Annotated in this window: 16 protein-coding genes; 13 read left to right on the top strand and 3 right to left on the bottom strand. The window is 59.1% G+C overall.

All coding sequences use genetic code 11. The features are described 5' to 3' along the window. Window positions 1–13 precede the first annotated feature (13 nt). The 6 genes from gspL to A3709_RS03900 all read left to right on the top strand — a co-directional run bounded on the left by gspL (window position 14) and on the right by A3709_RS03900 (window position 5,979). Window positions 14–1,216, top strand: coding sequence for a type II secretion system protein GspL (gene gspL / locus A3709_RS03925; protein WP_066050375.1), 1,203 nt, complete (start codon window positions 14–16; stop codon window positions 1,214–1,216). Then, on the top strand, window positions 1,213–1,686 hold the full coding sequence (gene gspM, locus A3709_RS03920; protein WP_066050372.1) for a type II secretion system protein GspM: 474 nt from the start codon (window positions 1,213–1,215) through the stop codon (window positions 1,684–1,686). The genes gspL and gspM overlap by 4 nt, the downstream gene beginning before the upstream one ends. 2 nt (window positions 1,687–1,688) lie before the next feature. Then, complete coding sequence (gene gspN / locus A3709_RS03915; RefSeq protein ID WP_082849873.1) at window positions 1,689–2,432, top strand: type II secretion system protein N; 744 nt, start codon at window positions 1,689–1,691, stop codon at window positions 2,430–2,432. Window positions 2,433–2,542: 110 nt separating this feature from the next. Then, window positions 2,543–2,722: a rubredoxin gene (locus tag A3709_RS03910; RefSeq protein ID WP_066050367.1), complete on the top strand. Its 180-nt coding sequence runs from the start codon at window positions 2,543–2,545 to the stop codon at window positions 2,720–2,722. Window positions 2,723–2,773: 51 nt separating this feature from the next. Beyond that, entirely contained in the window at window positions 2,774–4,561 is a 1,788-nt protein-coding gene (locus tag A3709_RS03905; RefSeq protein ID WP_066050365.1) for an aminopeptidase P family protein, read from the top strand. 68 nt (window positions 4,562–4,629) lie between these two features. Then, window positions 4,630–5,979, top strand: coding sequence for a sodium-dependent transporter (locus A3709_RS03900; RefSeq protein WP_066050363.1), 1,350 nt, complete (start codon window positions 4,630–4,632; stop codon window positions 5,977–5,979). Window positions 5,980–5,991: 12 nt separating this feature from the next. Here the strand turns inward: A3709_RS03900 and cls are convergent, their stop codons facing one another. Together cls and A3709_RS03890 are read right to left on the bottom strand one after the other, a co-directional pair. After that, entirely contained in the window at window positions 5,992–7,431 is a 1,440-nt protein-coding gene (gene cls, locus A3709_RS03895) for a cardiolipin synthase (RefSeq protein ID WP_066050359.1), read from the bottom strand. 2 nt (window positions 7,432–7,433) lie between these two features. Further along, on the bottom strand, window positions 7,434–8,333 hold the full coding sequence (locus tag A3709_RS03890) for a tyrosine-protein phosphatase (protein ID WP_066050356.1): 900 nt from the start codon (window positions 8,331–8,333) through the stop codon (window positions 7,434–7,436). A gap of 111 nt (window positions 8,334–8,444) precedes the next feature. Between A3709_RS03890 and A3709_RS03885 the strand changes: the two genes are divergently transcribed. From A3709_RS03885 to A3709_RS03855, 7 genes are all read left to right on the top strand, one after another. Further along, window positions 8,445–11,015 (top strand): diguanylate cyclase, encoded by a 2,571-nt coding sequence (locus tag A3709_RS03885; RefSeq protein WP_066050353.1) that lies wholly within the window; start codon window positions 8,445–8,447, stop codon window positions 11,013–11,015. A gap of 2 nt (window positions 11,016–11,017) precedes the next feature. Further along, window positions 11,018–11,626, top strand: a complete 609-nt coding sequence (locus A3709_RS03880) for a hypothetical protein (protein WP_066050349.1) — start codon at window positions 11,018–11,020, stop codon at window positions 11,624–11,626. Between the two features lie 198 nt (window positions 11,627–11,824). Then, window positions 11,825–12,241, top strand: coding sequence for a PleD family two-component system response regulator (locus tag A3709_RS03875; RefSeq protein WP_066050347.1), 417 nt, complete (start codon window positions 11,825–11,827; stop codon window positions 12,239–12,241). Window positions 12,242–12,332: 91 nt separating this feature from the next. After that, complete coding sequence (locus A3709_RS03870; RefSeq protein ID WP_156507560.1) at window positions 12,333–14,747, top strand: Hpt domain-containing protein; 2,415 nt, start codon at window positions 12,333–12,335, stop codon at window positions 14,745–14,747. A 29-nt stretch (window positions 14,748–14,776) separates the two neighbouring features. Beyond that, entirely contained in the window at window positions 14,777–17,539 is a 2,763-nt protein-coding gene (locus A3709_RS03865) for a response regulator (RefSeq protein WP_066050341.1), read from the top strand. Window positions 17,540–17,568: 29 nt separating this feature from the next. After that, entirely contained in the window at window positions 17,569–17,970 is a 402-nt protein-coding gene (locus A3709_RS03860) for a hypothetical protein (protein WP_066050338.1), read from the top strand. Window positions 17,971–18,215: 245 nt separating this feature from the next. Next, window positions 18,216–18,548, top strand: a complete 333-nt coding sequence (locus tag A3709_RS03855; RefSeq protein ID WP_066050335.1) for a hypothetical protein — start codon at window positions 18,216–18,218, stop codon at window positions 18,546–18,548. Between the two features lie 8 nt (window positions 18,549–18,556). Here the strand turns inward: A3709_RS03855 and A3709_RS03850 are convergent, their stop codons facing one another. Continuing rightward, window positions 18,557–19,084, bottom strand: coding sequence for a hypothetical protein (locus A3709_RS03850; RefSeq protein ID WP_066050332.1), 528 nt, complete (start codon window positions 19,082–19,084; stop codon window positions 18,557–18,559). Window positions 19,085–19,179 lie beyond the last annotated feature (95 nt).

Raw genomic sequence — 19,179 nt, 5'->3', positions numbered from 1 at the left:
AGTAGGTACCACCTTGCAGAATACAGCGATAATCCGCAGGATCGACGGCGAACCGGCCTGGTACCCGCCGGGTGCCACCGAGGGTGCCCGCAGCCTGGGTCACGAGACCGAGCTCGCCGCCCTGCGCGCAGCCGTGGCGGAGCGCCGGCAGGTGCTGATCTTCGCCGTCCCGGGTGAAGATGTGCGCCTGTTACCCCTGACGATTACCGCGCCGGAAAAACGCCACTTCGCCAAGTCCTTGCCTTTTACGTTGGAGGAGGAACTGGCAGAGGACGTCGATGATCTGCACTTTGCCAGTAGCGAGGTCGCGCCCCTGGAATACGCCGTCGCTGTCTGTAGCGATGACCATATGCGTGAGTACGAGGCCCTGTTGTCCGGCCTGCCCGACGTTGGTCAGTGGATACCGGAACCGCTGTTGCTCCCCTGGCAAGCGAACGAGTGGTGTCTGGTATTGGAAGATGACAGCGCCATCGTGCGTACCGGGCGCTGTGAAGGATTTTCGGTTGAACGCGTCATGGTTCCCGCGCTACTGGCGGCTGCCTTGGCGGATACGACTGAGCCTGGAGCGGTGGTCATTTACGGCCAGCAGCAGGACAGCGATATCGAATTATTGCCCGCGTCGTTGCGCAGCAAAGCGCAGTGGCGGCGCGGTGACCTGTATGCGGCAATGATGCTGACGGACGCCCCTGAGCCTGCGCTCAATCTACGCCAGGGCGACTACGCAAGGCGTTTGCCCCTGCAGCGCTGGTGGCGTCAGTCGCGGGTAGCGGCGGCGTTGTTTGGCTGCGCACTGGCACTGCACCTGGTGGCGACCGGTCTCGATTACCGGCAGCTCAAGGAGCAGAACCTGGCGCTGCGCGGTGCCCGCGAGGCGAGCTTCCGTCAGGTGATTCCCCGCGGCGCCATATCTGACGTCGAGAAGCAGCTGCGCAATCAGCTCAATGGACTGACCGGTAGCGGCGCGGCCAGCGGCTTCGCCAGCCTGATGGAGCGCGTTGGGCGAGTGGTGAGCACCCGCAAGAGCACGGACATTGTCAGTATCAACTACAACGCCAAATCCGATGAAATGCGCCTCAATATCGTCGCCGCCGATTACGGCGAAGTGGAGCAGGTGCGCGAGGGTATTAACGAAACAGGACTGGAAGCGATAATGGAGAACTCCAGCGCCCAGGGTGAGCGGGTCCGCGCCCGGCTGCGAGTGAGGGATAGATCGTGAAGGACTGGTACGAAGGGCTGACACAGCGCGAGCAGCTCAGTGTGGTGGTGCTGGGGGTGGCCCTGGCGCTCTACATGATCTACCTGTTGGCGGTGGCGCCCATCGCGGGTGCGCGGGCCGAAATGGAGCGCCAGAACAGGGCGCTGTCGGAGTCACTGCAACGCGTGGACGTTATGGCGTCGCAGATTTTGCAGTTGCGTGCGTCCGGTGCCGGTAAACAGAATCGCCGTAATCTCACGGCAGTCATCAACCGCACCACCGGTGCGCTGGGGCTGCAGGTAGCGCGCCTGCAACCCAATTCCCGGGGCGAGGTGCAGGTGCGGCTTGAAGCTGTGGCCTTTGACGACCTGCTGGCCTGGTTGCACCAGATGGAATATCGCGAAGGCCTGCTGATTCAGGAAGCCTCGATAACTCCTGGAGGTGGCAGTGGTCGTGTCAACGCCACGGTTCGGCTGGCGCAGGCGGGATAATCATGCAACGTTTTAAGTTCGGGCTGGTGGCAGCCCTGTTTCTGTTGGTGTGTCTGCTGGTGTTGGCGCCAGCGCGACTGGTCACCGTGTTTATTCCCGCCGGACAGGCCCAGCTTCAGGGCGTCAATGGCAGCCTGTGGCACGGCACTGCAAGCCGTGCCGTTGTGAGTACCCAGGTGGGTGCACTGCAGTTGGGGCAGTTGGAGTGGCGGATCAAACCCTGGTCGCTGCTGCTGTTGGCGCCGCGTGTTGAGCTGCGTAGCCAATGGGGCCAGCAGTACCTGAATGCGCAACTGGTGGTGCGCGGCGCCGAAGACATCGATCTCAATGCCGTCGACATACGCCTGCCGGCAGAACTGGTCAAGCAGGTATTGCCCCTCGAATTGGCCGGTCTGGTGTCGTTGCAGGCATCACGGCTCAGCGTCCTGGCGGGGTTGCCGGTGGCGGCGGAAGGTCGCCTGGTCTGGCAGCAGGCCGGTTGGCGAGCCTCGGGCGCGATTCGGCCTCTCGGCGACTATGCCCTTGAGCTTACATCGAGCGAAAACGGCAACATTGCCGGCGAAGTGATCACGCTCTCGGGTGACCTGGTCGCCGAGGGCGGACTGGCGTTAGAGGGAAACCAGTACAGCGTCGATGTATTGCTGAGCGGCCCGGGCCTTGATGACCGTATGCTGCAGCAGTCGCTGCAACTGGTGGCGACCCCCGAGGGCCAGAACTTCCGGGTCAGGCTGACCGGTGCTTTGTAATTACTGGTTCACTAGCTTGAGCCGTATTTTTCGCCAGTGTGTCTGTCAGTCCCTATAATCGGGCTCAGCTGAATCAACCACACTGATCGATAACAACAGGGAGACTGACCATGAGCGACAGCGACTACAAAAAATACGAATGCGTGATCTGCGGTTTTATCTACGACGAGGCGGAAGGCCTGCCAGATGATGGCATTGCCCCAGGCACGCGGTTTGAAGATATTCCCGAGGATTGGGAGTGCCCTGACTGCGGTATCTCCAAGGCCGATTTCGACCTCTACGAGGAGTAATGTCCACCCATTTCGGGTAGAATCGCGGCACATTTTTCCGGGAATTCCCAAATGTCTTTGATTGCCGATCGTCTGGCCGCGGTTCGCTCCCTGATGAGTGAGCGCGGCTACGATGCACTAGTGATCCCCAGGGCCGATGAATACCTGGGTGAGTACCTCCCCGAGCACAATGAGCGCATGCTGTGGATGGCCGGTTTTACCGGTTCTGCCGGCGCTATTGTGGTGCTTGCCGAACGCGCCGCGATATTCGTCGATGGCCGCTACACCGTGCAGGTGCGCAATGAGGTCGATCCTGACCTGTTTGAATACCATCACCTGATTGAAGAGCCCCCTGTGGCTTGGCTGACCACTGTCCTCGGTGAAGGCAGCCAGGTTGCCTGTGACCCGCGCCTGCATACGCTGGCATGGTATCAGCACAGTGATCAGCATTTGGCTGCCAAGGGTATTACGCTGGTGGCGGATGCCGACAATATCGTCGACCGCTGCTGGCAGGATCGTCCTGCAGCCGCTATCAGCCCCGCAGTCATGCTCGACGAGGCCTATACCGGCGCCAGCAGCGCCCAGAAGCGCTCGGATATCGCTGAACTGGTGCGCGTCAAAGGTGCTGATGCTGCGCTGATTTTTGCCCCCGACTCGGTGAGCTGGCTGCTCAATCTGCGGGGCACGGACATTCCCTGCCTACCGATATTGCAGAGCTTTGCGCTGCTTGCGGTCGATGGCACATGCCAGGTGTTTGCCGAGCCTGGCCGCGTCCCCGACGGGTGGGAGCAGCACGTTGGCACAGGCGTCACATTTGTACCGGAAAGCGAAGCCGAGGCAGCGCTGCTTGGCTGCGCAGGGATGCGCGTACTTGCAGACCCGGACAGCGCCAATGCCTGGACGCAATTGTGCCTGGCGCGCGGCGGTGCCGAACTGGTCGCGGCAGAAGACCCGGTGCTCATGCCCAAGGCGAGTAAGAATTCGGTCGAAATTGAAGGCGCGAGGCAGGCACACCTGCGCGACGCCGTCGCTGAAATTCAGTTTCTGCAGTGGCTGGACGCTGAGGTTGCCGCCGGTAACTTGCACGATGAGGCAGTACTGGCTGACAAACTGGGCAGCTTCAGGGAGCAGGGAGAACACTATCGCGGACCTTCGTTTGACACGATATCCGCCGCAGGTGGCAATGCCGCGATGTGCCACTATAACCATCAGAACGTGGAGCAGCCCGGATTTTTGACACCCGACTCTGTGTACCTGGTCGACAGCGGTGGCCAGTACCTGGATGGCACGACCGATATCACCCGCACGGTGGCTATTGGCGACCCCGGTCCCGAAGTGCGGCGTATGTTTACCCTGGTGCTCAAGGGCCATATTGCGCTCGATCAGGCACGCTTCCCGCGCGGTACTACCGGCACCCACCTGGACGCGCTGGCGCGCCAGTTCCTGTGGCGTGAAGGCCATGATTTTGATCATGGTACCGGTCACGGAGTGGGCGCTTATCTCAGCGTGCACGAAGGGCCGCAACGCATCGCCAAGGCGCACAACCCATTCCCGCTGCAGCCTGGCATGATCCTCAGCAACGAGCCCGGTTACTATCGCGATAATGCCTATGGTATTCGCTGTGAAAACCTGGTGGTTGTGCAGCCCGTAGACGCAGACACCGAAGTTCCTATGTTGGGCTTCGAAGCACTGACGATGGTGCCGTTTGATCGTCGTCTGCTCGATGTCTCCCTGCTGACAGTTGAAGAGCTGGATTGGTTGAATCGCTATCATCAACAGGTATTTACCCTGATCGCCCCTCGTCTGGAGGGGGATGTACTGGCCTGGCTGGAAGACGCCACCGCACCTGTTGCGGCCTAGGGCCCCTTTGTAAGGCTAAGGGCGTGTGTGTAGACTGCGCCCAATAACAATTTTTCGGAGAACACACCATGGCTGCAGCCGGCGGCGCGCACTGGTCATCACGTTTTGCATTTCTCATGGCATCGGTTGGTTTTGCCGTGGGCCTGGGAAATATTTGGCGTTTCCCCTATGTCACCGGCGAAAACGGCGGTGGTGCATTTGTCATTATTTATCTGGGCTGCGCGATTCTGATCGGCGTACCCGTACTCATGGCGGAGCTGTTAATCGGTCGCCGCGGCCAGGCCAGCCCCCCGGCCTCAATGGCCAATGTCGCGATTGAGAACAAGCGTTCTCCCAGTTGGAAGATCGTCGGCGCCATGGGCCTGCTGGCGGCCTATACCATTGAAATTGTCTACGCCGGCGTGGTCGGCTGGGTACTGTGGTATCTGTTCAAGGCACTGACCACCGGCTTCGCGGGTGTGGACGCCGCGGCCGCGCAAGCCACCTTCAGTGGTGTCCTGCAGGACAACGTTGGTATGTTGTTCTGGACGCTGATCGGTCTTGCCATTACCGGTTTGATCATTTATTCCGGGGTCAAACAGGGAATTGAGCGAGCCGTTAATATCATGATGCCCCTCATGTTCATGCTGCTGTTGGGGCTGGCAGTGTTTAACTACTTCAACGGCGGTTTTGCGGAGGCGATCGACTGGCTGTTTACGCCTGATTTCAGCAAGATTGGTGCCGCGACGTTGTTGGCTGCCATTGGCCAGGCGTTCTTCTCTATCGGTGTGGGCATGGGCGGTATGATGACTTACGGCTCGTATCTGCCGCGGTCTATCTCTATATCCCAATCGGTACTGATCATCGTATTTGCCGACACTCTGGTTGCCATGTTGGCGGGTCTGGTGATCTTCCCTGCCGTGTTTAACAACGGCCTGGATCCAGCGGCCGGCGCAGGACTGATATTCCAGACCCTGCCGGTGGCCTTTGCGCAAATGCCCGGCGGCTATGTGTTTGCGGTCATGTTCTTCCTGATGTTGTCGGTAGCCGGTATTACCTCCATGGTCGGCCTGGTTGAAGCAGTGAATCACTGGGCCGAAGAACGGTTCGGTATTCCCCGGCATCGCAGTGCGCTCATCGTGGTGGGCAGCATCGCGGTGTTCAGTATTGTCAGCCTGATGTCCTACAACGTCATTGGTGACGTCTCCATGGGCGGCCTGAACTTCAACGACATCATGGATTACTTCTCCAACCAGATTCTACTGCCACTGGGTGGTCTGTTGATCGCTGTATTCGCCGGCTGGGCTGTGACTCGGGAGGTGACCCAGGATGAACTCGCGCCGATCGCGGGCTGGGCTTACACCCTGTGGCGCTTCCTGATCCGGTACGTGGTGCCACCGGCGTTGCTTATCATCTTCATTATGGGCGTTAGCGAGTAACGCCCCACCTCGCTACAGCACGGGTGCAAACAAGCGCGCGGTGGCCATGGCCACCGTAAACCAGGCCGGTTTATTGTCGAACTCGTCCAGGCTGACCTCGCGGCTGCGCCCGAGGTCGGTATTGAGCATGTCCTCGACCTTCCGAGCGAAGAATACATCGTTAACCAGCACCGTGATTTCGAAATTCAGGCGGAACGAGCGGTTGTCGAAATTAGCCGTGCCAACGCCGGCCAGTTGATCGTCCATCAGCAACACTTTCTGGTGCATAAAGCCGCCCTGGTAGCGATAGATCTTGACGCCGGCGGCCAATAGCTCGCGCGTGAATGACCAGTTGGCCATGGCTACCATCGGGCCGTCCGGCTCGTCCGGAATCAGCACGCGGACGTCGACGCCGCGCAAAGCTGCCAGTTGCAGCGCGGAAATAATGCCGCGATCGGGCACAAAATACGGGCTGGCAATCCAGATCCGGTGCTGGGCGGCGACGATGGCCTGGTGAAACATCAGTCCGGCTTCTTCGTATTCACTGGCGGGGTCCGAGGGAAACACCAGTACGGTGCTGGATCCTTCAGCGCTGCTGTTAAAGTCCCAGCTGATTTCGAGATCCTCGCCGGTCGCCCACAGCCAATCCGTGGCAAAGGCCTGCTCGGCGCCGATAACCGCCGGGCCCTGAAAACGCACATGGGTATCGCGCCAATGACCGAAACGTTTGCTCAAGCCCAGGTATTCGATTCCCACATTGTGACCGCCGATCCATGCCTGTTTGCCGTCGACCACGACGACCTTGCGGTGATTGCGGAAGTTGAGTTGAAAGCGATTTCTGCGGCCCTGGGTGGTGTTGAAAGGGGCGACCCTTACACCGCTCATATGCAGTTGCTTGCAGAGCCTTGAGCGCTGGAATTGACGACTGCCGATCTCGTCATAGGTGAGAAATACTTCGACGCCAGCCCGGGCCTTGTCCGCAAGAATGCGCCCCAGTCTGCGGCCGAGTTCATCGTCGCGAATAATGTAGAACTGAAAGAGAATATAGTCCTGGGCCTGCTCCAATCCCCGGCTGATATCGTCAAAGGTGGCATTGCCGTCGATTAATAAATCAACCTGATTGCCGCGGGTGGCAGGCATTCTGGCGAGGTTGAATAAGCTGGTGTAGAGGGGGTCACGACCGGTAACCGGGAGCACGAATTCCTGGACGTTGCCGCTGGTACGTTGGATGAGTTCCAGTGATTCGCGCTCCATGCGATCGCGTTTCTCTTGATAGCCTGCGAACCGGCTGCGACCGAAAATCAGGTACAGCGGTACAGTGATAAAGGGAAAGCTCAGGAGTGAAATAGCCCAGGCAATGGCGCCCTGGGGTGTGCGGGATTGCAGTATGGCCTCAATAGCGGACACCAGTGCCGCCACGTAAAACAGGGCAACGCCTACAGCGATTGCAGTGTTAACCCAGGCTGCGTCCATGGCTACTCCAGTAGGCTGTTCCTGAGGGCCTCTACCTGCTCGGTCGATAATCCCAGGCCCTGGGATACATAGTTGTCGAAACTGCCCCAACGGGCGTCTATTTCTGCAAACGCGGCTTCCAGCCAGTTTGGCTGAACGCCCAACAATACGGCGATCTTGTCGGCGGCTTCATCACCTTTGAACAGCCGCAATACTCGGAGCATTCCCTGTCGCCCCTCCAGAGCATAGTCGTTGCTGAGCATATAGTCTTCGCTAATCGAGGCCATCGGCACGCCGAGAATGCGCAACAGGATGGCGGCTGCGTAACCGGTGCGGTCCTTGCCGGCACTACAATGCCACACTACCGCACCGTCGCCGCTGTCGCCTACTTCGTCAATAAACTGGTTAAATTGTGGCGTGAAGGTGTATGCGAACTGACGGTTCGCCGCGATCATAAAGGCATTCGGATCGAAGTCAGCCATGTTGCCGTCTTCAATGCGCGCCATGATTTCCGTGGCGACATCATTGTCGCCACCATCCAGTGTGGGAATTTCCACGACGGCAAACGGCGGAAGTTCGGGGAACTTATTGGGCTCCTGTTTTTTTTCGGCGGATGAGCGAAAATCGATAATCTTGCTGATGCCGAGATCGCTCAGTACTTGCTGATCGGCTCTGCTGGCCGTATGAAAATTGGCGGAGCGATAGAGTTTTCCCCAGCGCACGGTGCGGCCATCTTCGGTGCGATAGCCACCTAGGTCGCGGAAGTTGTGGATGCCCTCAAAATTGAGCGTGCGGTGCTGTTCGCGTTCACTAACTGGCAATTGTGCGGGGACAATAACGGCGGGAGCAGGGGCAAACTGAATCGCTGCGNACAGGGTTGCGATGATGGCGAAGCTTCCCCACGCCAGGTATGTTTTGTTCAAGTTCGCTCTCGTTTGCCCGCTGGAATGGCCCAGAGCATAGCACCGCAAATATGAAAGCATCCAGTGGCTGAAACTATCTCCCGGTGGTGAGTTTCCCCTATACTGCCGGGCATGTCGGACACAACAACAAAACTGACCGATCTGAATACCACACTGGTGGTCATTTCCCGTGCCAGCGGCCAGGTGTTGGCCATCGAAGGCGCGTTGCCCAACCCCACGGGTGAGGAAAGAGTAGGCCGCGACTGGCGCGATGCCCTGATTGTCTCTCCAAACTGCACGGCTGTTGTTACCCAGGCTCTGGAAGCGGGGGCTGGCGCCGCATTGTCTCCCATGATTGTCGGCAGTGGCACGCAGAGTGAATGCGTCGTCGGTGGCATGGCGGTCCCGGAGTGGTTTGCGGGAGAGCCTGCACTGCTTCTGTTTCTGCGCGAGCTGGAACTGGATAATGCGCTGCTCGAACTGGAGTCAGTTACCGGCGATGATGTGGTTGCCGTACTCGGTATCGACCATCTCGAGTTCAGTCCCAGTTGGGGGGCGGTGGAAACCGAGCGACTGATGATGGACTTGCGCAGCGGCCTGCAGCAGGTGCTGCGGGATGAGGATTGGCTCGGTCTGCCGGCGGGAGCCACATTGACCCTGTTATTGCGTGGGCTGACACCGGAAAGTGCGCTGGATATCAGCCGGGCACTTTTGTCACACCTGCACCAGCGGCTGGAACAGATGAACTCCGGGGCGAGGGTGGCGCGGGCCAGTATCGGCCTGGCCCAACAGCGCCGGGAACAGGGCTCATTGGATGCCTTGCTGGCGGCTAACGGAGCCCTGCTTCACGCCCAGTCGACACCTGAGGAGCGTATCCGCTTTGCCAGTCCCTGGGATCAGCAAGGCCAGGCTGCGCGAGCATTGAATGCCGCCGGGGCATTCCCCGATCGCCGCCCTGATGTAGATGCTACTGTGGTCTTGCGCCGATTGGTTGGCATGCAGGTAGAAGCCATGTCTGCCCAGGAGGCCGTCGCCCGGGTGCTGGCGCTGCTAGTGAGTCAGCGCGGTCTGCATGTGGCGGCCCTGGCACAGTGGGATGCCATTGGCAAACTCAGTATCAGCGCCGCCTATCGCCAGGCCAGCGAGGGAGCGGTCGAGCTGCCTTCTTCACGGCTGCCCTCCCAGCTGCGGCGGGTGCTGCGAGGCGTGAGTGCCTTGCAGCTGCAGGGGCGCGACATATTGGAGCTTCCGGAGCAGCGGGCGGCCCTGGTGGCATTGCGCGGCGCGGGGCAACCTTGGGGTTGTATCGCATTGCTGGCAGAGCCGGATTGTGTGGATGCCTTCCGACCTTCGCCCTCGGCCCAGCACTATCTTGGCGTCACTCTGGGCGGCAAGTTGGGTCCGGCTTCCATGGTGGACGAAGTTGCTGAAGACAAGCCCCTGGCCAGAGAAATGGAGAAGGGCATCGAGGGCTATGTGCTCGATAACATGGAAGGCGCGATAGACCAGGCTGTGTTCCTGGCCGGCGTAGATATGCCCGTGGCGGTTATCGGTGCCCGCGGCACGGGCAAAATGTACGTGGCCCAGGTGATCAATACCGAAGCAGGTGGCGCCGCCGCGGATATCCTTCGGCTCGATTGTCGCGCCTATCGCAACAGGGCGGACGCTCTGCGTAATATTGTCCAGGCACTGGAGGCCAGCGCGGGCCGTACGCTGGTATTCAAGTCGCCTCATTTACTTCACGCCGAGACCCAGGGTCGCCTGGCACGTATTCTGTCTACCCGGACTCTGACGGGCGAGCGGGGCAGTCACTACCTGCCCCAGGCACGCTATGTGGGCCTTTTTCCCGAGAGTCTCGAGGCCCTGGTGAACCGCGGCGAGCTGGATGAACGCCTGGCGGGGGTGTTTGCGGGTTATCCCATCCAGGTGCCGCCCTTGCGCGACCGGGGTCGTGCCGTGCTGCGATGGGCGCACAAAATTCTCGAGCAGGAGGCTGAACATCTGGATCGGCGGGTACTAGGCTTTACGGCAGACGCCGAGCAGGCCCTGCAGCAGTACCACTGGCCGGGCAATATCAGCGAAATGCGCGACATGGTTCGAGAAGCGTTGGGGCGCACTGAGAATGAATGGGTCACCCCGGTGGACCTCGGTGTCTTCGCGGGCATCAGCGCTGATGGCAGTGCGGTCAGCGGGGCTCCCAGGCCTTTCCTGGAAGTGCTGCAGGAAGAATCCGCGGCAGAGCCGGAGGAATATGCGCCATCTGCGCTGGAGGAGATGCGAGCCGCACTGGCCAAGGCCCTGGCGAGCAGTCTCGAGCACGGGGTGATTCGGCCACTCGGTGCCTGGCTTGACGATGAAGTCGTGCTGGCGGCACTGGAGCGCTTTGGCGGTGACACCCGTGGAACGGCGCAGTTTCTCCAGACCCGCACGCGCAATATTGGCCGCTGGATGCCGAAAATTGAGGCGCGAGAGCGAGAGCGTGAGACCAGTTTGCTATGGCAGGATGCGCGCAGCCTGGTGCGTCAGTGGATTCTCGAAGCGGTGCCAGGCGAGTATGTGCTCCAACAGTTTGCTGAGGAATTGCTGCTGGGATTGGTTCTGCAGCAGTGCGATGAGATCAGCGTCGCCGACCGCGCCAGAATCATGGGGGTCTCTACGCCTACTTATCAAAAGCGGCTAAAACAAATTTTGCAGGAAGCATGAGCATGCCCCACGAATCCAAGACCCACCCAGCCCCCGGGGCGCCGGCTCGCTCCCAGCGATCGCCGGAAGAGCTGGCGTCCCAGTTCGAACAGTTGGCCCAGGAGGCACTGCCCGCCAGCCTGGGGTTTTCCGCCCGGTTGAATATGCTCTGGGATCTCTCCGGCGTCGTTCCGGCGCAGGCGGAGGGGCGGGTGCTGGCCGTGTTGGGCATTAATAGCTGCTGGCGCGAGACGGAAGTGCGCAAGTGGCTGCAGAAGGACATTCTGCCGCCGCCACTAGATTTGAGGAATATGGTGTCGTTTTTGCTGGCGCAAATGGATGAAGCGCAGGATGTGAGCCGCTGGGAGGCATTCCTGATCTACGGCTCGCCGGTGGTGTCATCCCCTGTGAATGCCAGCATGTATCGGCAGGACCAGGCCCGGCGCGAGATTGCATCGCTGATTTTTGCGCAATTGACCGATGAATACGGGATTGCCCCCTCAGCCTACGACGCCGACAAGGCGTTTCAGCGCTGTCTGACGCTGATGCACAAGTTTAATATCTACGAGTTGCAGGACTTTCAGCCCGGTCATCTGGAGCCTTTCAGAAACTATATGTTCCCCGTTGAATAGCCCCACCGGGCATTTCACTCAATACCACAACATCTTGTGCCTGGGCCTCTTTTCCGGGGGGGTGTGGAGTGCATCACAGAAACTGCTCCTTTCTGGAGAAAACTGCAGATTTTTGTTGCTGGGAGCGCCCCCTCTCTCAATACTGTGAAGACAACCCATGTATCTGACTCACAGTAACGAATAAAACTGAGGGCAAAAATGAGCGAACAAACTGAAGAAATGGACATCAGCGGCGTAAAAATCGCCATTGTTGATGACGCCAAGACCATCAGGATGATGATGTCCCACACGCTGAAGGGAATGGGCTGCGAGGTAGAGTCCGCCGAGGACGGCTACAAGGCCCTGGGCATGCTGCGTCGCTTCAAACCCGACCTGATTTTCCTGGATATCACCATGCCAGAGCTGGACGGGTATCAAACCTGTACCCTGATCCGAAACGCAGAAGCCACCCGCGATACCCCTGTGGTTATGCTGTCTTCCTCGGATGGTATTTTTGATATTGCCAAGGGGCAAGCCCGCGGCGCTACCGCTCACGTGACCAAGATTCCGCCGGAGAGTGTGCTCCGTCGGTTGATTTACACCCATACCCGGCAGCGAAAAATTGCCTCAGTCTAAAAAAGCCTGAAGCCCGCGTGCACCAGCAGTACCTATAAAGATAAGCGGCCCATAGTCCGCAAAAAAAAACAGGAAAACCGGAGGTTTGGTAGTGGCCAGCAAAACTGACATCGTAGCCCTAAAATGGGTCGTCGGCCTGATGAATAAGCAGGCGGAGAATGCTGAGGCGTCCCTGGTGGACTACAGCAATGACCCGTCCAACAAGCGCCCGCTCCTGCAATGCATGTGGGCCGTGCACCAGATTACCTCCACCCTGCGGGCATTGGGTATGCGCAAGGGGGAAATGCTCACGCTGGAGATGGAGCGCAGCCTCAACTACCTGTACAAGGACAAGGTCACCGGAGAGCGGCGCAAGCTCACCATGGGTGGCCTTATGCAGGCGCTCAAGGTATTACCTGCCTACTTTGCCCACGCCCAGAACGCCCGCGCAGACTCCGGTCAGGGACTCGAACAACACGTGAATGATATGCGCCGCTGGCTGGGCGAACGTCCCCGTCCGCCGGCCTACTTCTTCCACATGGAAATACCTGAAAATGCAGGTATTTCCGTGGGCGGACAGCCCGCTGCGGACGAGGAAATTCGCGAGCGCGCCAACGTCATGCTGGCCCTGTACCTGGAAATGGCCAAGATGGCCCTGCGCCGCAAAAATGTGAAGGAAAGCATGAAGACGGTGGCGCGGATTTCCCGCCGCATGCAAACCCTGTTTGTCGGCACCGAGCCGGAGCGCTTCTGGCTGACGATGATCGGCATTTGTGAGGGCGTTGCTGGTGGCCTGATTGTGCCCGACGAATGCATTGCCCAGATTTTCAAGACCGGCGCCTTTACGATCAAGTATGCCCGCGAGAATGGCGCGGCTATCGACCCCAACATGGATTACCAGGCGACGCTGCAACAGATGCTGTACTACATTGCTGCCTGCAAGGCGCGGCCGGTACATATCGGTCGAATTCGCGGCATTTTTGGTATCTCCGAGAACACGCTAAGCGATGCTAATGGCAACCTGATTCATGCCGATGCGCTGGTGACGGCGTTGAGTTCGGCGCTGGATCAGCTCAATACGGTGGTCGACCACCTGAATACCCACGATCTCGCCGAGGAAGCCAAGCGTGGCGACGGCCGTGAACTGGATAACACTGCCCTGGTGGGCATTGAGGCCACCCAATACCGCCTTGAAGCAGCCGGCCAGATGGTCCATGCAGACTCACTGCACGGTGTGCAGGGGCGTCTCGAGAAGCTGTATCGCGGCGATTTCAACGAATCACCGGAACAGCTTACCCAGGCAATCAGCGACATTATTCGCGGTATTGTCGACGTTAAACTGGATATCGAGCACAAGTTGGAGCACGGCCTGGGCAGTTCGTTCTCCAGTCGTGAATTTGAGCTGCGCGAAAGTGTCGTCGCTGCCACCTTCAATCACATGGGACTGGTGGAAAACTACATGCACCAGATCCTGCGCCGCAAGGAACTGGCCAGTGCCCTGGCGCGCAAACCCAAGGATGACGAGGCATTGCTGCGCCTCACGGTCGCCCTGAATCGCCACCTTAACAAGACCGATCAGGGCTATGAAGAACTGCGCGAGGCAGTGCGCCAGGCCGACGCCGGTGAGGCGGACGTCGATCGCTTATTGGAGCTCTCCAGAGTCTTCCTCAATGAGCAGGAAACCCTGCCCGATCGCAAGGCGATAGACCTGTCCCTGGAATTGCTGGACGAGATCGCCGGCGCACTGGGATTTGCGGGTATGGAAGAAGAGGCAAGCATCATCGACCGCTGCTCCGGGTGGCTGCGCGCCGCCAGCAAAGCCGGTGAGGTGCGTGAAGATGACGCCTTCCGCTGCTTTGCCGAGGCTTTTGCCCAGCTTGAGCTGCACCTGCAGCGTTCGGTGATTGACCCGCTGGATGATACCGAGCACATGCTTGCGATTGCTCGTCAGCGCGCCGCCGAACTGGACGAATTTGCGGCCAAGCTGTCATCTGGAGCCGAGGTTGTCGAAGGCAGCTGGGCCGAGCCCAAGAACTACGTGGAAGACGCAGATATTCCGCCGGAGTTTCGCGAGGTATTTATCGAGGAATCCGAGGAAATTGTCGCGGAAATTTCCACGCTCACGCCGCGTTGGCTGGAAACGCCCGACGATCAGGACGTACTGCGCGATATTCGCCGGCACTTTCATACGTTCAAAGGTAATGGGCGCGCAGTCGGTGCGAACATTCTCGGTGAGTTGGGCTGGGCGGTACAGGACATGCTAGACCGCGTCCTCGATGGCGACCTCGAAGTCGGTGAAAGCCTGAAACTGTTGATGGACGAAGTCGTTAATGAACTTCCCGTGCTGGTGGCTTCGTACAAAGATGGCACCAGCTTCGATGTTACCCGCACACGTGAGCTCACAGACCGCTGTTTCCGGATGGCCAGTGGCGCCGGTGAAGATCTCGCTGGCACCCTTCCCCAGATAGACGATCAGGCATCGGCAAGTGCATCCGATAGCTCGGTTGTTGAGCCTCTGGGCCACTAACCCGGCCGCTGCGCGGAAGGAGAAGCAACGTGCATACTGATGAGAACAAAGTCGGGTCGCAGGATGCGGCGGGCGGCCTGGATAGCGCTCAGGAGGCGATGGTCCACTGGTTGATGGACGAGCTCGACAAAGACGAGCCGACTGAGAAGCTGTTTGTCGTCGATCGCCAGGCTCCCGTGGATATGTCTCTCAGCGCATTTGAGGCTGAGATTGCTGCGCGTCCAATGCAGCGCGGCAAGGATGGCGCCGATTCGTTTGACGCCTACGTCGGCGAGGAAGTGGTCATGTCCTCTGACGGAGCGTCCAGCGATATCTACCGCGACTCGATGGATGAGAGCCGGAGTGAAGACCTCGAGATTGAAGAGGTTATGGCCCTGGATTTCTCCCGCGACGGAGACGTGGGGGTGTTTGAGGGCAAGATCGATGTACAGGATGGTGACGATATTCTCGGTCTGGAAGATGACGATGATATCGGTGAAACCTATCTGAAGGTCAAACGCGTCAAGCGCGGCGATCAAGTCGACGCGGCACCGGCGCCTGTGGCAGCAGAGCCTGTCGAGGCCGTGGCACCCGTAAATGTGACCGAGCCTGTTGAGGCAGCACCCGCTGCCACTGAACCCGAGACGCTGGCCCCCGCGGCGCAAGCCACTGAATCCGCCGTGGAGCAGGTAGATGAGGTCGAGTCAGCCGCTGCGGAGACCGAGCCTGCAGCCGATTCAGTAGAGGACTATATTGCCGAGAATCCGGCGCCTGTCGATGACGAGGCCTTTGATGACTACCTCGTTGCCGGCGGTGAATTAGGTGAAGCACAGGGTGATATTGGAGGCCTGGAACTGGTCGCCATGGAGCCGGTGGTTGATGTAGAGCCCGACGAGCCGGTAGACCTGCCCGAAGAAATTCAGGAAGTGGCCGAGTTGGGCGAGAGCATTTTGGCGGCGGTCACGCCGCTGATTGCACCGCTGATGGAAGAGCTCAACATGGCCCTGGGAGCACGACTGGTGGCCATGGGCCGCCCGGCAGACTCGGTCTACGCGGATTTCTCCATGGCCACGGACGAATCCAGTGCCAACCTGGCCCGGCAGCAGGACTATACCCGGGTGATGGATATCTTCACTGCCATCCCTGCCAGTCTCGCCGAATTGACGGACACGCAGCGCGACGCCATTTTCCTGCGTCTGTGCTGGATGGACAGCGGCGAGATCTGTAACAACCTGTTCCGCGAAAGCGGGGACAGGGGGGTTATCGAAATCGATACCCCGCCGGTGTTGCGCGCTGTCGATAACAATGTATTTGAAGAGAGCATTCTCGACGACGATCTCGATGCCGATCTCGCGCCCAGTGGTTGGGAACCAGGGCAAGAAGATACCGATATCGATGCCCTGTTTGACGAGTTCGACGGCGGCGATGATTTAGCGGCGGCAGAGCCTGCAGCTGAGTCATCCGCTGTAGAGACTGCGCCTGAACCCACGTTTGTTGCGAAGCCAGAACCGGAGCCGGAACCACAACAGCCTGTAGTCGCGGCTGCGGCACCTCAGGATGCTGCCTGGTGCATACCGGCGCATCTGTCCTTTATTCCGCGCGCCCCCGAAGGCGCCAATGCACTGGAAAATTTCCTCGACGCGTTTGTGGAGGAGGGTACCTCCGAAGTGGCCGCGTTGGCGCAGATACTGAACGCCTGGGAGGCCGAGCTTGATGGCGACGCACCCACAGCGGAAATCGCCCGCATTCTGCATACTTTGAAGGGCATCTCCAATGGTGTTGGCCTTGCCGGGTTCGGCACTTTGATGGAGAACTACGAAATTCTGTTTGAAGGCCTGCCCGCCCCCGCCGGCGACCTGGCCCCGGATTACTTCCGGATAATGCGCGCCTGGCAGGAAGCCGCTGCCCAGGGTGTTGCGGCTATCAAAGCCAATCGCTGTGATATCGGCAATGTCTTCCCTTATGCGGCGATGCCCGAAGAGCATAGCGCTGAGGCCGCTGTTGTCGTGGCGGAAACTCTCGAATTGCCGGAGGAGGCGGATACAGCGTCGCCAGAAGCACCCCCGGTGCCTGAGCCTATGGCGGATGAATCTGCGGCGCCGGCCGCACTCGGCGAGATGCCGGCGCTTACAGCCCAGGAAACGGATCTGCGCGCAGCAACAACCGACCTGTTTGTCGCCATCGAGGCACGACTGGGCACACTGCGCAGTCTTATCTACGCAGAGCAGAACCCGGCATTGCAGGGAGAGCTGGATGGTCTTGCGGAACTCATCGCTCAGGCCAGTCGCAATAACGCCAGCGCCGAGGCGTTGCTTGAGCAGCAGGCAGTTGCCATGCAATCACTCGGTGGGCAGGCTGAGCCCGCTGTGGCTGTAGCAGAGCCCGCAGAACCGGTACCCCCGGCGCCGCAGGAAGTGGTAGATGGCGTCTTTGCACTGGTCGTTGATGACTCCCGTACCCAGCGAATGGTCGCGACGAGCCAGCTGGGTGGCGTAGGTGCGGAGACCGAGACGGCCGAGAACGGCGCGCTTGCGATCGAGTGGCTTAACACCACGGATCGGCTGCCGAACATCATTCTGCTGGACGTAGAGATGCCCGTTAAAGACGGCATCCAGACGCTGCGGGAAATTCGCGAATCGAGCCGATACGGGCACCTTCCGGTGATTATGGTGACCTCACGCACCGGGGCCAAGCATCGCGCCCTCGCCGAGGAAGCAGGCTGTAACGGCTATATGGGCAAACCATTTAATTTCCGCGCACTGGTTGGCCAAATCAATGAATTGACCGGACAAAACCTTGAGATAAAAGGTTAGTTCGACCCATGACCCCAAGGAGCACTTCCGTGCATTTGCAACTGGACAAGTTGGTGGAAAGTATAGAGCTCGCATTTGGCGATGAACTGCCGTTCGTGACCGGGCCCCTGACCGAAGAGCAGAAATCGGTTCTGGTGCAGGTGTTCGGCGATGAGGGCTATCAGAGCTATTTGCAGGATCAGGTCAGTCGCCAGATTATTCGCGACTACCTGACCAACGCGGTGGTGCTGGGCTTTATCAGCGACCGTGACGTGGCGGATTTGCAGGGTAAGCTGGCCACGACGGAGCTGCGTTCAGCCATGTCACTGCAGATGTTGATGAGTGCTGTGGAACAGGCTGCCGAGCTGATGTCTCAGGGGGTACCCGAGCCACTGGAGGCCCTGGAGCCCACGCCAAAGTCCCCGCCTCACATGCAGCTGATTACGAATTAGCCGCTTAGGCGTCGAAAATTTGGCACATCAATCGCTCTCGGTCCCTAAAAATGATCAGGATGCGTAAAAAAATGGCCAACTAATACCGAATTTGGCAAATTCAGCGAAAATCTGGCCAAATTACCTTTGCCCCTTGCCCGATCCTCACATATAACTAGCGGGCATGTCGCGGAGTTGCGGCATCTTACGGGCTTATACCCGCCCAGCCAATGGAATGGGACTGACTATTTTTTGTGGGGGCAGAGATGTTGACTATAACACCAACAGCATCGCTAGAAAGCGAAACCGGCAGTGACCTGGAGGTCTTTGCCGTCATCGACGGGAAAAAGGTATTCCTTCCTGACGATGCCAATTACATCATGCAGGACCGCCGTGGCCTGTGGTATTACTCCAAGCGTAAGCCGCGCCCGAAAGAGGGTGATTGGACGCCAAACAAGACCAGTATTTCGTGTCGCAGTGAAGGCGGGTTTGTGCGCGCCTTGAAAACCGACACCGTCCAGCCCTGGCTGGATACCTGTCAGCGCACCGTGCGTATGGTAGGGAAGTCAGCAGGCGATCGCCGTCCGGCGGACGCCTGATCGGGATATCAGGACGCGATAGCGTGGTCGATCTCAGGCTCCGCTGTCGCTATCCACTGATCAAGTACCTCAGCCTGCTCCTCTAGCAGCGCACACAACTCCCTTGTCATGCGTCGGTAGGCTTCCTGCCAGACATCGATATACATCAGCATTGCGCAGCGCTGGCGCAGCGGCATGCTCTCGGGCAGAGCCAGTGGATCCAGGGGACGATTGCGAAAACCGGAGCTTAATACGCTGGCAATCACCTCGTTTTCGCGATGATCGCGCAATTCGCCCTCAAAGCGACGCAGGCACATAGCCAGCTTGCTGCGGCCGGGAAATTCACGGTCGGTCACAATATTGTGCACCCACAGGGGCAGGGCCTGGTCAAAATGCTGACGAAACTGTGCCGTGTCCATATCGGACAACTTCAGGCCGGCGGTGTCCGGAAAGACCCGTTTCATATTAAGCTCACTGCGCGTTTTGAAGCCCTGCGGAGAAAAGGCATCAATACGCGCGCCGACCAGCGCGACATGGGTTAGCTGGAATTCCGACATCTAGGTCGCATCCTTTTGTTTTTAATAGGGGAATTCAACCATAGGCGCCTGCTTTTCGACCAGCAAAAAAGTGGGAAAAGTTGATCTTTCGCCCC

The sequence above is a fragment of the Halioglobus sp. HI00S01 genome, from assembly GCF_001635445.1.
Taxonomy (GTDB): domain Bacteria; phylum Pseudomonadota; class Gammaproteobacteria; order Pseudomonadales; family Halieaceae; genus Halioglobus; species Halioglobus japonicus.
Note: the sequence above shows the minus strand (reverse complement) of the source record. Positions and strands in the feature narration are given on the sequence as shown.